Consider the following 14180-nt stretch of genomic DNA (forward strand, 5'->3'; position numbering starts at 1 on the left):
TGCGGCGGAAACCTGGTCCAATGCCTGGTGGTCGAGGCTCATTCCGCCGAAGTTGGCGAGCGTGCTCATCGGCATGGTGCCAACCACGCTCAAGAGCTCGGCGTCCATCACGGCGGCCGGCTGGCCCGCGGCGACGGCCTCAGCGAGGAGCTGACGGCCGACGGGATCGGCCATCCACTCGTGCAGGGTGGAGTCCTTGGTCAGCGGTGGCGACACGGACGGGCCGTCGACCGTGACCGTCCGCGCCAAGGGCAGGTCCCGCGAGCTCCTTCCCACCTCGATGGTGAACGCTCCCGGCTCGACGACCCAAGAGCGGTGGGGGACCGACCAGTACGAGAAAGCTCGTTGGTCGAGCTCGATGGTGACCTTCTCCGACCCGCCGGGACTCACACGAACCTTGGCGAAGCCCTTCAGCTCTCGAACGGGCCGTCCGACGGTCGACTCGTCGTCGCGGACGTAGACCTGAACGACCTCGGATCCCGCCACGGAGCCGGTGTTGGCCACGGTGACGGACACGGTGGCCGCGAGACTCCCGTCAACGACCGAACCCGACGTCGCGACGGTCAGGTCGGACAGCTCGAACGTCGTGTACGACAGGCCGAACCCGAACGGGAACGCCACGTCCGTACTGGTCTTGTCGTACCCGCGGTACCCGATGTAGAGACCCTCGCCGTACCGGACGACCTGGGAGTCACCGGGGAAGTTCAGGTAGGAGGAGTTGTCCTCGAGCCGGTGCGGGATGCTCTCGGCCAGCCGTCCGGACGGGTTGACCCGGCCGGTGAGGACGTCGACGATCGCGGCCCCGGCAGCCTGACCGCCGAGCCAGGCTTCGACCAACGCCACCGCGTAGGGACGGACGTCGCCGAGGACGACCGTGGATCCGTTCACGAGGACGACGACGACGTTGGGGTTGGCGCCGGCCACCGATTTGAGGGCCGTCAGCTGGTTGGCGGGCAGGTTCATGTGGGTGCGGTCGAAGCCCTCGGACTCGTCGGCACCGGGCAGCCCGATCACCATGACGACGGTGTCGGCGGAGGTGGCGGCATTGACGGCCTCGGCGAGCAGAGTCTCGTCGTCAGCGGTGTCGCCGATCCCGAAGCCCGCGGCGAAGGGGATGTCTCCGTACACCGAGGTGAGCTCGTCCAGGATCGTGTCGACGCGGGTCGGGTTGACCTGCGAGGACCCGGCACCCTGGAACCGCGGAGTGCGGGCAAACTCGCCGACAACGGCGATGCTGGCGCCGGGGGCCAGTGGGAGTGTGCCATCGTTGGCCAGCAGCACCACCGACTCGGCGGCGGCCTCGCGGGCCAGCGCGTGGTGCTCGTCCTGAACCTCCTGGTCGAACGACTCGTCGATCTCCAGCACGGGCATGCCCTTGGCGACCAGCTCCAGCATCGCCCGGACCCGGGTGTCGAGGACGTCGACGGGCACCTCCCCGGACTTCACGGCGGCGACGACCGACTCAGGACTTCGCCCCAACGCCGGCGGCATCTCCAGGTCCAGCCCGGCGAGCAGTGCGGGTACCCGGTGGTACACGGCTCCCCAGTCGGAGACGACTACCCCCCGGAAGCCCCACTCCTCGCGCAGGACGGTGGTCAGGAGCCAGGTGTTCTCGGACGAGGACACACCGTTGACCCTGTTGTATGAGCACATCACCGTCCACGGCTGCGCCGCCTTGACCACCCGCTCGAAGGCCGGAAAGTAGATCTCCCGCAGGGCTCGTTCGTCGACCTGCGCGTCCACGCGGAGCCGGTCGGCCTCCTGGTTGTTCGCCGCGTAGTGCTTGACCGACGTGCCGACGCCCTGGGACTGGATTCCGTCGATGATGCCCACGGCGAGCTCGCCGGCCAGGTAGGGGTCCTCGGAGAGGTACTCGAAGTTCCGCCCGCACAGCGGCGAGCGCTTCATGTTGATCCCCGGGCCGAGAATGACGGACAGGTTGCAGGCTCGCGCCTCTCGTCCCAACGCCACCCCGACCCGGCGCAGCAGTTCCGGGTTCCAGCTCGACGCGATCGCCGACGCGGTCGGGAAGCACGTCGCCGGCAGCGACCCAGCAAGCCCGACGTGGTCCCCGTCCCCGGGTTGGGCTCGCAGTCCATGGGGGCCGTCGGACACCATGATCTTGGGGATGCCGAGTCGGGCGATCGGTGCGGTGTACCAGAACGCGGATCCGCTGGTCAGCGACGCCTTCTCCTCGACGGTCAGCTGGGTCAGCAGCGTGTCGATGTCCAGGGTCATGGTCAGAGGCCCCTCTGGCTCGAAAGTGATGGTTGCGACTGTGTGTTGGCGTTGATGACGTTGGCGTAGAAGTGGGCGGAGTCTTTGGTGGTGCGGCGTTGGGTGGGGTAGTCGACGTGGATCATGCCGAAGCGGCGTTCGTAGCCCCAGGCCCATTCGAAGTTGTCGAGGAGGGACCATAGGAGGTAGCCGCGGACGTCGGCGCCGACGTCGATGGCGTCGCGGACGGCGGTCAGGTGGCGTCGGATGTACTCGGTGCGCTCCACGTCGTGGATGTGTCCGTCGGGGGAGATGACGTCGGGGTAGGCGGCGCCGTTCTCGGTAACCATCAGGGTAGTCCTTGCTGGTGCGGACGAGGAGCTCGGTGAGGCCGGCGGGGTCGACGAGCCAGCCCATCTGGGTGCGGTGTCCGGTCTCGAGGACGACGTCGACGTCGTCGGGTCCGGGCCAGGGTGGTTGGGCGGAGTTGACCGAACAAGAACGGACGCAGCAGACCCGCGGTCTGCCCAACCGCGCTGACCCGGCTAAGACCCTGTAGGCCACCGATCGCGGACCACTGATGTTGCGGTTGAAAATCCTCCTATTCAGCGGGGGTCCCGGCGCCTCCTGCGGGCGAGGTCCGGTGGACGGGTGGACGTGACTCCCGTGCAGCCGCTGAGCTGTCATACCACGCACTCAGTCGCGTGAATCCTTGGTCCAGTGACACCTCTGGCCGCCAGGCCAGAAGGCTGCGGGTGCGGCGCTGGTCGAACCAGTGGGATGTCGCCAGCTGTTCGGCAACGAACCGCGTGATCGGCGGCGTGCTCTGCCGACCCGTTGACGCCCACACGGTCTCGACGGCGGCGCCGGCGAGCCATGCGAGCGCAAGAGGCACTTTCCGGCGCGGCTGCGGGACGCCGGCGGCCCGGCAGATCCGCGCGATGAGCTCGCTGGCCGGCCGGGGTTCGCCGTTGCTGACGACGAGTGCTTCGCCGTGGACCCGGCCGCAGCGGTCGACGGCTGCGACCAGAGCCGTCGCGGCGTTGTCGATATAGGTCGAGTCGATGAGGGCGGCGCCCGACCCGATGACCGGCAACCTGCCGGTGGTGGCGCGTTCGACGATCCGGCCGACCAGCTGGGTGTCTCCGGGTCCCCAGACGAGGTGCGGACGGACAGCGAGGACGGCCAGCCCGGGTGAGTCCGCAGCCAGCGCCTCGAGCTCCGCGATCGCCTTGGACCGCGCATATCTCCCGCGAGCGCGTTCGGGATCGGCAGGACCGGCGCCCGCCCCCACCAGAGCGGACCCGCTGTGAGCGACGGAGGGTGAGGAGACGTGGACGAGCCGCCCGACGCCGGCGCCCCGACAGGCGGCCAGTACGTGACGCGTTCCGCTGACGTTGGTCTCCATATACGCGCTCCAGGGTCCGACGACATCGACCTTGGCGGCCAGGTGGACCGCCACGTCCTGTCCGGCGGCTGCCCGGTTCACCACGGCGAGGTCGGCGATGTCGCCGAGGACCTCGCGGCACCCGAGCCCTGACGGTCGGCGCTGCATCACGGTGACCTCGTCGCCGCGTGCGATGAGCCGCTCGGCGGTGACGCGGCCGAGCAGACTTGTCGCGCCGGTGACGAGGACCCTCACCGCACCAACCTTGACCCGGCCAGCACTCGCTCGGCCCACCGGGCGACAGCGAGGCGATCGATCTTCGACGCGTGCCTGATGTCGACCGGGAGGTGTGTTCGGCATAGGACGGCGGCGACCTCCGCGCCCGCCACGTCGCGAACGTGGTCGGTCAGCGCGAAGGCTGCCAGCCGGCGCGTCGCTCGCTGTCGCGCGGTGGGCACGATGACCACGACGATCACCTGAGCGCCCGGTGGCCCCACCCCCACGACCGCGGCCGATGCGACGGCGTCGAGGGACTCGATGCGCTGCTCGATACCGACGGTGGTGACCGGGCCGTCGGCCGTGGTCACCACGTGGACCAGGCGGCCTTCGACCCAGAGCCGGCCCGCGTCGTCAAGGTGGCCGACGTCCCCGGTGCGGTGCCATCCAGGGTTACGGCCGGTGTCGCGCTGGGTCGCCCACAAGGAGTCGTAGCGGTCTTTGACGTGCAGGGCCTGGACGCAGATCTCACCCGTCGCCCACGCGTTGGTGGTGAGTGCACCGTCCGCGCGGCCCTCCCTGGACAGCGGGCTGATGGCCAACGTGACGCCGGCCAGGGGGAGCCCGACACAGACGCCGTTGCCTGGCCCGGCCTGCTCGATCTCAGCCAGCGAGATGTCGGAGACCGGAAGGGCTTCGGTCATTCCATACGGCGTATGCGCGGACGCATTGGGCAGGATGGCCAGCACCCGACGCAGCAAGGGAGCCGGTACTGGGGCCCCGGCGGAGACCAGGAGACGCACGGAGGCCAGGACGTCTCGTTGATCAGCGGACAGCCGTGACGACGTCGAGGCGACTCGACGCAGGGCGGCCGGTGCGGCGAACACCACGGTCCCGGCTGCGGCCTGGACCGCCTCGGCGAGCAGCGCCGCGGTGAGGGTATGCGGTGCCGTCACGTCGATGTTCGGGACCACGGTGGCGACACCCAGGGCCGGGCCCAGCAGGGCGAACGGAGCAAAGGCGGCGACCAGGCGATCCTGGGGACCGATCGCGTATGTGGACCGGAGTAGCTCGAGCTGTGCGGCCAGCTGGTGGTGCCGGTAGACGACCCCCTTTGCCGGCCCGGTCGCGCCCGAGGTGAAGACCACGGCGCAGTCCGCGTCGGCTGCCGGCAGCCGCGCCCGCGGTGAGGTCCGCCCGACCTGCATCAGCTGCCCGACCGAGCGGGCCGACAGCGATGCGACACCCACGCGGGGCAGGTCACCGACCAGGACTCGCGACCCGGGTAGCCCCATCGCTCGGGCGGCCAGCAGCCCCTGGGCGCTGCCCACCACGTGCTGTACCGACGCGCTGCGGAGGGCGCGACGCATACCCCGCAGCCCCAGTCCCTTGTCCGCCACGACGACCACGCCGCCGGCGCGCCACACGGCGTAGACCGCCAACGTCAGATCCGCCGACGGGGGCACCAGAACGGCGACCCGGTCCCCGGGGCGCATGCCGTCCGCGGACAGGCCAGCCGCCAGGTCGTGGACGTCGGCGACCAGCTGTCGCCAGCTCACCGTGGCACCGTCGACCTCGATGATGGCCGCGGTGTCGTCGGCGGACCGCTGCGCCAACGCGGCGAACAGGCCCCGGCTCCCCGCCTCGCTCGATCTCTCCGGCGTCGGTTCGGGCGATGCGTTCGGCGGGTTGAGGTCGGTGACCCAGCGTCCTACGGCCGAGGCGTACTGCGGCGCGTCCTCGGTGACCAAGTGCGATGCGCCTTCGTACCGGTGCAACTGGGCTTGCGGCAGCCGGTCGCGGAGGTCAGCCAGGTAGCGCTCCCCGAAGACCGGGTCGCGCGGTCCCCACAGGAACAGCGCGGGCACGTTGACGGCGCGGATGCCCTCAGCGATCCCGGCGACGGTCGCGGAAGACGGATGGTCCGTAGTGAAGGGGATGTCCGCGACGAACTCGGCGACCGCCTGCCGCCGTCTCGCGGTCCGGTAAGGACTGGCGAGGGCACGGCGCACGTCCGCCGAGAGTGCCGGCCGGGAGAGAAGCCCGGCCCCACGGACGAAGGTCTCGGTCCGCACGCACGACCATGCCCGCAGCAGCGGGACATGGGCGAGCCGGATCAGGGCCGGGCCGTGGTCCTTGTCGGCCAGCGCCACGGCGGTGTTGGTCAGGACCACACCGGTGAGCTGGTCGCGGTGCGCCAGCGCCCATCCCAGCGAGATCGAACCACCCCAGTCATGCCCGACCGTCACCACTGGTCCACTCACTCGCAGCGCGGTGGTGAGGTCCCCGAGGTCCGTGACCCGCTGCGCCACGGTGCGTGGCTGGCCGGTCCGCTCGGACCAGCCCATCCCCAGATGGTCGGGAGCGATCACGCGCCACCCCGCTGGCGGGTCCGCCAACAGGCCTCTCCACAGGTACGACCAGGTGGGGTTCCCGTGCACACACAGCAGGGTTCCCAGGGGGTCGACGACCGCGTTGTCGAGAACGTGCCACGTATGGGTGGCGTCCTCAGGACCGGCGGAGTCCGGGACACTCACCAGGCGCGACCATTCCGGGTCCAGCCCGGGCAGTCCGAGTGGCGGGAGGCGAGCCGGTATCTCGGCCGTCACCAGACGAGTTCGAGGACGGAGGCGTTCAGCCCCGATCCGATCCCCATCAGGAGAACCCGGTCGCCGTCGTCGATCCGGTCCACCTCGCAGGCCAGCGTGAACGGCACCGATGCGGGACCGATGTTCCCGAAGGTCGGGAAGGTCCGCGGCACACGCCCCGGGTCGATCCCCAGGCGGTCGCACAGCGCGTCCGTGTGCACCTGGGAGATCTGGTGGATCACATAATGGCTGATTCCCTCGTTCCAGCCGAAGTCGGCGGACGCCTCGTTCCACAGGTCCTCGGACAGCTGCAGTCCCGCGTCGAGGAGCCCCTTGAGGTCGGTCCGCATCATGTCGTTGTCACCGACGCAGAGCAGGTGATGCTCGGTGCCCGCCCGGGACACCGCACCCACCAGCCGATGCCCTTCAGGATGCCGGTCCGCCCGGCCGAGGACCATCGCCACGGCGCCGGATCCCAGCGTCAGCGCAGCGAATTCGGACATCACGTCGGCGGAGGTGGTGCCTGAGCCGCTGAGCCGGGACAGGGTGGCCTCGTGGATGGCCCGGCTGTCCTCCCCGTCCACGACGAGTACGTAGTCGAGGGCACCCGAGTCGATCATCACCGCGCCGAGCTCCATGCCGTTGACGAACCCGAGGCAGGCGTTGGTGATGTCGAAGTTCTGGCAGGACGTCGGCAGCCCTAGCGCGTGGTGGACGGCAACGGCCGTGGACGGCTCCAGGAACTGCCGACTCACCGAGGTGTTCAGCATCAACCCGATGTCCGAGGCGTCGATACCGCATTCACTGAGCGCCTTCGCCCCCGCCGCGACCGCGCCGTCGACGAACGAGAAACCCGCCGGCCACCAGCGGCGCTCCCTGATCCCCACCAGACGCTCAAGGAGACCAGGTCGCATCCGCACCCGGGCATACGTTCCGGCCAGGCGCTCGTCGAACTCGGCCGACGTCACGACGTCCGGCGCCTCGATGGCGCACACCGCGAGCACGGTCGTGTTCGTGAACCGACGTATCGTGTTGCCACTCATGGATAATCCAGTCGTCAGGCGGGCTTGGGGTGGGGCCCACGTTGTCATAATCCATTCCCCGCGTTGTGCGGCCTGAACCTCGATCCCATTCAACCCCGGGCGCCGCGACATTCGCCAACTCCCCAGCTGGCTGCGTACAGCCTGTGAACCGACCCGGGGTTCAGTGCGCAGTCACTAGTCCCGGCAGCGGTTGCGGTCGGGACGTTTCACCGGTGTACCCGGGCAGGGTGGCCGGCTCTAGCTCGCCGATGGTCCCCAAGGGCTCGTCCGGTCGAACGCCCTCAGCCTGGTGAGCTTCCCGACGACGCTCACCGCGATGTCGTGGGGGAATGGATTGACGGGCTCCCCTTCGACGTCAAGGCGCCACCATCGACGACCTCGCCGCCCCAGTGGGACGCTCCTCCGGCTCAGCTCGTCGCGCTCATCCTCGCGTGAGGGACCAGACACCGGCTGCAGGTCGACGTTGGAGGGGAACCGCTCGCACAGGTACGAGGCGCGCGATCCATCGGAAGCGCTGGGCTGCGGCCAGGTCCTTCGTGGTCCGGGGAGGCACTGGTGCTGACCTTGGCAACGAAGAGGCCAACGCCGCGGGAGACGATGCGACCGGGGGATGAGTAGTCGTCCCTCAGGAATCCCGACATGCGCGTCATGGACGGGAGGCTGATGGAGCCTCACAACGGTCTGCGTCTAAAGGAACGCCCGGAGCGGCTCGGGGTCAGCGGCGGTCGCGCCGGTCCTCGCGTCGGTCGCCGCGGCGGCGGACGCCGTGGACGACGACCGCGGCGGTGGCGACGGTGGCGGCGGTGCGGGCCACGGGGGCGCCGATCACGCCGCGACGTGCTGCGCGTGCGGGACGGAGAGGCATGTCAGTTCCCTTCTTCCGAGGCCAGCTCGGCCTCGATGGATGCAGCGATGGCCTGGATGGGGATCCGGCCGTTGGCGATCAGCTGTCCGCCGGCGCGGCGGGTGGCGCTGGCGAACGGGGCGGCCCAGCGGTTCTCGAACACGAGCACCCCTGCCACGCTTCCGGGTTCCATGGCCTCGGCCAGCAGTTCGACGTCCTCGGCGGCCAGGATCTCGGCGATGTCGGCCTCGAGCGCACGGATCTGGTCCACGGCCGGAATGTCGTCGATCTCGAGCGCATCGACCGAGCCGTCCTCGTTCTTGGTGAGAATGAGAAGGTCCAGCACTCGGATCAGACCGGACTCCGAGAGCCGGGCGAGTTCCTCTGCGGCCTCACCGGTGAAGTTCTGCTGGCCCGCCGGGAACTCGACGACGAGGTAGTCGACGGGGCCGAGCTCTTCCAGTGTTGTCTCCGTGGTCAACGGGATCACTCCTTGACGTTGTGGCCGTGCACGCGGTCGCGCTACACCAGGGAATCGTTCTCCTAGCGCCCCCAGCGGGCATCACCTCAACCAGATGAGACGTCGGCTGGACCCTGACGCAGCGAGCCGCGAGCTGTTGCTCATCACCACGGCGGCAAGGCTCAAGGGCCGTCGTCGGCCTGCGGGTCGAGCTCGTCCCCGATTCAGGGGCGACCGTCGTGATCGTCCCAGCGGTTCTGCCGCTCTCGTACACGGAGCAGGCACCGGAGACCTCGGCCCGGCAGCGATCGACGGTGTTCCACTGCGGGAAGGACCGAGCGGTTGGTTCCCCGAGGTCGTCCGGCGAGATCATCACCGGCGGAGGTACCCGAGCCGTGGGGGGCCTCTTATGTGTTCCCGCTCTGGAGGAGTGCCTGATCCGACCACGGTCGAGCGCCACGTCGTCCACGACGGTGGCACGCCGAACGGCCCGGGAACCGTCCGGGCGATGCCGGGCGGTCGGACGTGCACAGATGCCGGGACCAGTCCGCCCGGTCGTATGCCACGTGCACGTACCGTTGGTAGCTGGAACGGCGACTCGGGAGTCACTGGCCGAACCTCGGTTGTGACCCCGAGCGTGCCGCGCGTCGACGTCTGATATCGCCACCAGCCGACGTGCTGGCGACAAGGGACGTGCGGGGTGGTTGTTCCGCGGGAGCGGCGATCGGATGGCGGTGGACGTGCGGCGTAACCCGGCCATCCGTCGACTCCGCTCATCTCCGTTGGGGGATGGCGTCGTGCCAGGTTCCGGAGATCCTCTACTGATGGTACGAGCCCGGTTCGACGAGCGGAGTCGCTTGCTGACGCAGTCCGGAGGAACCCTGTGAGTGATCCGACCGAGCCCACTCGGGACGACCTGGCCGAGCAGGTGCGAGTGCTGGCGGCTGAGAACGAGCGGCTGCGCGCCGCGTCGGCTGGAGCCGCCGGGGCCGGTACCACGGTCACGGACACGGTGCCGCTGCCCACCCGACGGCCCCGGGGCCGTTGGCGCAGCGTGGTGGCGGTCCTGCTCATCGCTACGGCGACCATCCTGTCCCCGGTGGCAGTGGTAGCCGGTTGGACGCGCCTGCAGCTGACCAACGAGCAGGCCTTCCTCGACACGTTCGGCCCGCTAGCCAGCGACCCCCGGGTCCAGCAGTACGTGGCGGACCGGGTGGTCGCGGAGATCAACAACGTGGTGGATATCAACGCCATCGCCGACGACCTGTTCACCGGGATCGCGAGCCTGGACCTGCCCCCGCGGGCCAAGTCGGCGATCCAGTTGCTGCAGGAGCCTGCCGTGCAGGGGGTGAACTCGCTGATCCAGAGCACGGTGGACGGGTTCGTGCAGTCGGACGCCTTCGAGGCGGTGTGGCGTCAGGCGCTGACGTCGGCACACTCAGGTCTTCAGGTCATTGCCGGGGACACCCTTCAGGACCCCAACCGGGCGCTGACCATCGACGAGTCGGGACAGATCTCGATCCAGCTCGCACCGATCATCGCCGCTGTCAAGCAGCGGCTGGTCGCACGCGGCCTGACCCTGGCGGAGCGCATTCCCGCGGTCGACAAGTCAATCGTCATCGCCCAGACCGACGCCGTGCCCAAGATCCGTGCCGCGTATGCCACGGCGACCTTCGTTGGCACCTGGCTCCCCATCCTGGTCCTTGGTCTCTTCGCGGCCGGCGTGCTCACCGCACGGGGCCGCCGCCGAACCCTCATCACCGCTGCCCTGTGCCTGGCCGGCGTCATGGCTCTCAGCCTGGCCGCGGTAGCGGTCGGTCACCTGGTCTTCGTCAATACGCTCGCCCCGGGGACCCTGTCCACCGGCGCCGCGGACGCGATCTACGAGCAGGCCCTCGTCTTCGCCCAAGGCACTCTGGTTGCCCTGCTGATCCTCGGCCTCGTCATCGCGGCGACCGCCTGGTTCGTCGGCCCTTCAGGGCCCGCCACCACCTCTCGCCAGGCCGTCAGTGACGCGGCAGCCGCGGTCCGGCGCGCCGGCGACGCGAGGGGAATCACGACGGGCGCTGTGGGGGAGTGGGTCGGCTCCCACGACGCGGTCATCCATATGGGCATCGCTGTCGCCGCCGCCGCGGTTCTGCTGGTCGTTCGACCCCTGACCGCCACCGTGATCATCTGGACCACGGTGGCCGCGCTGCTGCTGCTCCTCGCCGTGCTGCTCGTGTCCCGACCATCCCACACCGGACATACCGCCTGAGCCACGCCGTACCAGCCGCGGCGCCGGCACGCTACCGTTTGGGGCCGCCGCGCCTCTGCTGTTCGTTCTGGAAGCGAAGGCACACTCGTACCTCGTCCCGGGTTCGCCCGACGCACCGGCGTCCCGCAGCTCGGCGACAGTGTGCGCTGCCCCCGAGGTCAGGGCAGCCGCGAGGATGGCGCCTGGACCTCGATGAACGAGGGTACTGGCGCCCGCCGATGGTGAGCACGAGGTCGATCATCGGTCAAACCCGGAGGGACGCCTGGTCCCGCGGCTGGTGCTCGGCCGGTCGGGCCGTCGGGGTGACCCTGGCCGGCGTCGGTGTCGAGTCGCGAGGCAGGGCGAGTGCCGCGATCAGCACGGCCGCTCCGATGACGGCGAGCACGGCGGGGGCAACAGCCTGCGGGATCGGCGGGCTGCGCACGCACCTGTTGCACCGGAGCCCTGGCGTTCGCCTGGACGTCAACCGGGTGCACATATTGCCGTCCCGAGCCCCCCTCAACCGCGCGCGGACGATGCACAAGAGGCCCGCCGGCGGCATGAGGTACCTTCCAACGACTCCGGCCCCGGCGCGGTTTCCTGTTCCTCGTGGTGCAGGCCAGGCCTTCACGTTCGGGCGAGGATGCGTTGTCGACGAATGACGGGCGGGAACACCACACAGGAACTGGGGTCACCGAGACCGGTGTGGAAGGGGTCCATCCTTGGCCTTTCGCCTGCGATCGACATCGCCGGTGACATGCTCAGCTAATTGGAGATCAGTTGATGGGTACGGGCAGTCTGCTGGCCATTGCCATCGCGATGGCGCTCAGCTCGGTCCCCATCACGGCCACGATCGTCATTCTGCTGTCGCCGCAGCGACGAAGATCGAGCCTTCCCTTCCTGGCTGGTTGGGTGCTGGCCCTTGGCGTGGTCCCGTTGGCCGCGGCAGCAGGCATCCTGGCGATGCCCCTCTCTCGACGGGAGCGTTCGCAGCTTGCGGCCACCACGGAGATCGTCCTGGGTGCCGCACTGGTCATCGGTGCGATCCTCACCTGGCGCCGGTCGCAGAACCGGGCGCCGACATTGGGAGGGCGGTTGGAGCGCCTCGGGTCGTACGGGCCGGGTGCCTCCTTCGGGATTGCGATCCTGATGGGACTGCGGCCCAAGGCGATGCTGCTCGGCGTCGCAGCGGGACTGGCACTTGGTGCTGAGTCGGCGACATCGGACAGAAGCGCGCTCGCCCTCGCGGTGTACGTAGCCCTGTCCGCTTCGACGGTGGCCGTACCGATTGTGTTCACGCTCGTTTCACCACACTCCATGGAGCCGCGACTGATGACCTGGCGTGAGTGGTTGTCCCGGAGCGGGCTGAAGGTCACGGCGTCGGTGATGATGATGATCGGCCTGGTGTTGGTGGCTATGGGGAGGTCGTAGCAGCGCGGCTCGTGCCCCGTGCCCTCCGCGCTCGTAGGGTGAAGGCATGACCGTGGCGACACCGGCAGTCGTCACAGCCGGCGAGTGGGGTCACGCGCTGGCCTCGATGAGGGGAGCAGGTGGAAGCCGTTGCTGCGGAGCTCGACCGGCTCGCGGCTGCTCGCACACGCATGCCGATGACGCGTGTCGAGCGCGAGTACCTCTTCGCCGGGCCGCAGGGCGACGTGTCGTTGGCCGACGTGTTCGCCGGCCGCCGCCAGCTGATCCTGTACCGGTTCTTCTTCGAAGAAGGAGTCAGCGGCTGGCCTGATGCCGGGTGCGTCGGCTGTTCGTCGTCGTGGGCCGAGGGCGTGGCCGACCTGAACCTGCTGCACGCTCGCGACATCACGTTCGGGAAGGTCCTCCCCAGACCGCAACCGCGGTTGAAGGCGTACGACGAGGATGGGCTGGACCGACCTGCCCTGGTCCACGATCAGATCCGACTTCTTCACGGCGGACTTCGGAGCCACCGACTGGGTCAACGTGTTTCTGCGAGGGGGATGACGTCGATCGCATCTACTTGTTGCAGAACGGCACGATGGTCAGCCACATCGGCAGCGTCACCAGCCTCGTCGGGCTGCCTCCGTAGGCGGCCAGGCCGAGGGCGAGGACGTGCCGGAAGGCTGGGCGCAGGAGCCGATCTCGTTCTGGATGCGTCGCCACGATGAGTTCGACGAGCCGGTACCGTCAGCCCGCAACTGACGACGTCCCTCCATAGCCGGCCCTCACGCTCCGAGCACCAACCCGAGGGTTCAGCCGGGCGCGCCGGCCCCGGTTCCCGGCCCGACTATCGCCAGATCCAGTGGGCGACTTCGACGACATCAGCCCGTGGTCCACGGCTCAGGACAGGGCTGTGAGGAGCTGGGCTTTCGTCTTGTTCGACATCCCGGTCAGTCCTCGGGTACGAGGCTCAGCGCGTAGCTGCGCGACGCTCCACGTTTCGTTCGGCCTCATGACGCTCTCGACGCTCACTGGCTCGACCCGCGGTCGACCCGGTGCAGACCCTTCCCCTGGATCGCCAACTTGCATCGGTTCCGTGTGGGCCCTGCCGCGTGGCGTTTCTGCTTGAGCTTCTCGAGCCGGGCTCGGGCCCGCAGGGCCGATCGCTTCTGTGACTGTGCTTCGTTCCGCCAGCGATCAGCCCGATTCTTCGCCTTCTTGAGCGCCTTCTCCGTTTTCGTCAGCTGGCCACGCAGGATGGATTCGCTCTTCTCGAGCTCCTGGCGCGACCTGGACTTTTCGGCTGCGCGCTTCTGACCCGCCGCGGCGGAGACGACGTCGTCGCCGGCTGCGTCGTCCATGCGACCGAGAATCGACATGGCGATCGCGACGCTTCGTCCACGGACTCGAGGGACACCAGCTGCTCGGATCGTTGGGAGGATCGCCTCCAGCGCCGCCAACGCGCCCACGCGGCCTGAACCACCACAACCCGAGTGTCAATCAGATCCGCGGTCAGACGTTGCCACAGGCGTGATCGCGTCAATGGCCGGTGAAAACGATCATGGATTCGGCGGGATCCTGGGCGGACTGACCCGATGCAGATCGACCAGCTCCAGGCCAAGACCTCGGACGCGAGCGAGAAGACCGTGGAGCGCTGCCTGATCCATGGCTCCCGACAGCACGGTCGGGGTGGGCTCGACGCGTACGCCGAACTCAGCGAAGACCCCGCACGCGGCGGGACCGACTCTCCCCATTACGTGCATCTGGTACTGGACTCGC

Annotated in this window: 11 protein-coding genes and 1 pseudogene; 3 read left to right on the plus strand and 9 right to left on the minus strand. The window is 69.1% G+C overall.

Features of this window, described 5'->3' with window-relative positions; translation table 11 throughout:
* The 7 genes from VIG79_RS15080 to VIG79_RS15110 all read right to left on the minus strand — a co-directional run.
* Positions 1–2238 (minus strand): glycoside hydrolase family 3 C-terminal domain-containing protein (locus VIG79_RS15080; RefSeq protein WP_331887114.1); only part of this gene is annotated, 2238 nt, incomplete at its 3' end.
* Positions 2239–2240: 2 nt separating this feature from the next.
* Positions 2241–2567, minus strand: a complete 327-nt coding sequence (locus VIG79_RS15085; protein ID WP_331887116.1) for a family 1 glycosylhydrolase — start codon at positions 2565–2567, stop codon at positions 2241–2243.
* A 251-nt stretch (positions 2568–2818) separates the two neighbouring features.
* Positions 2819–3859, minus strand: coding sequence for an NAD-dependent epimerase/dehydratase family protein (locus tag VIG79_RS15090; protein ID WP_331887118.1), 1041 nt, complete (start codon positions 3857–3859; stop codon positions 2819–2821).
* Positions 3856–6357 carry an alpha/beta fold hydrolase gene (locus VIG79_RS15095; RefSeq protein WP_331887120.1) on the minus strand — a complete coding sequence of 834 codons (2502 nt, stop codon included), beginning with the start codon at positions 6355–6357 and terminating at the stop codon, positions 3856–3858. The genes VIG79_RS15090 and VIG79_RS15095 overlap by 4 nt, the downstream gene beginning before the upstream one ends.
* Positions 6358–6425: 68 nt before the next feature.
* On the minus strand, positions 6426–7451 hold the full coding sequence (locus tag VIG79_RS15100; protein ID WP_331887122.1) for a 3-oxoacyl-ACP synthase III: 1026 nt from the start codon (positions 7449–7451) through the stop codon (positions 6426–6428).
* A gap of 715 nt (positions 7452–8166) precedes the next feature.
* Positions 8167–8316: a hypothetical protein gene (locus tag VIG79_RS15105; RefSeq protein WP_331887124.1), complete on the minus strand. Its 150-nt coding sequence runs from the start codon at positions 8314–8316 to the stop codon at positions 8167–8169.
* Between the two features lies 1 nt (position 8317).
* A complete protein-coding gene (locus tag VIG79_RS15110) occupies positions 8318–8776 on the minus strand; it encodes a DUF6325 family protein (RefSeq protein WP_331887126.1) in 459 nt (152 codons plus the stop codon).
* Positions 8777–9638: 862 nt separating this feature from the next.
* On the opposite strand from VIG79_RS15110, the gene VIG79_RS15115 reads away from it, so the two are divergent.
* The 3 genes and pseudogenes from VIG79_RS15115 to VIG79_RS19875 form a co-directional block, all read left to right on the plus strand.
* Entirely contained in the window at positions 9639–11012 is a 1374-nt protein-coding gene (locus VIG79_RS15115; RefSeq protein ID WP_331887128.1) for a hypothetical protein, read from the plus strand.
* Positions 11013–11774: 762 nt separating this feature from the next.
* The gene (locus tag VIG79_RS15120) at positions 11775–12422 is read left to right on the plus strand and encodes a GAP family protein (RefSeq protein ID WP_331887130.1); all 648 of its coding nucleotides are present in this window, start codon (positions 11775–11777) and stop codon (positions 12420–12422) included.
* A gap of 176 nt (positions 12423–12598) precedes the next feature.
* Positions 12599–12802 (plus strand): annotated as a pseudogene (locus VIG79_RS19875) (DUF899 family protein); the annotation flags it as partial.
* Positions 12803–12977: 175 nt separating this feature from the next.
* Here the strand turns inward: VIG79_RS19875 and VIG79_RS15130 are convergent.
* Entirely contained in the window at positions 12978–13124 is a 147-nt protein-coding gene (locus VIG79_RS15130) for a hypothetical protein (RefSeq protein ID WP_331887134.1), read from the minus strand.
* A 305-nt stretch (positions 13125–13429) separates the two neighbouring features.
* Positions 13430–13762, minus strand: coding sequence for a hypothetical protein (locus tag VIG79_RS15135; protein ID WP_331887136.1), 333 nt, complete (start codon positions 13760–13762; stop codon positions 13430–13432).
* Positions 13763–14180: the final 418 nt, after the last annotated feature.

This window comes from Lapillicoccus sp. (assembly GCF_036559105.1).
In the GTDB taxonomy this organism is placed as follows: Bacteria; Actinomycetota; Actinomycetes; order Actinomycetales; family Dermatophilaceae; genus Lapillicoccus.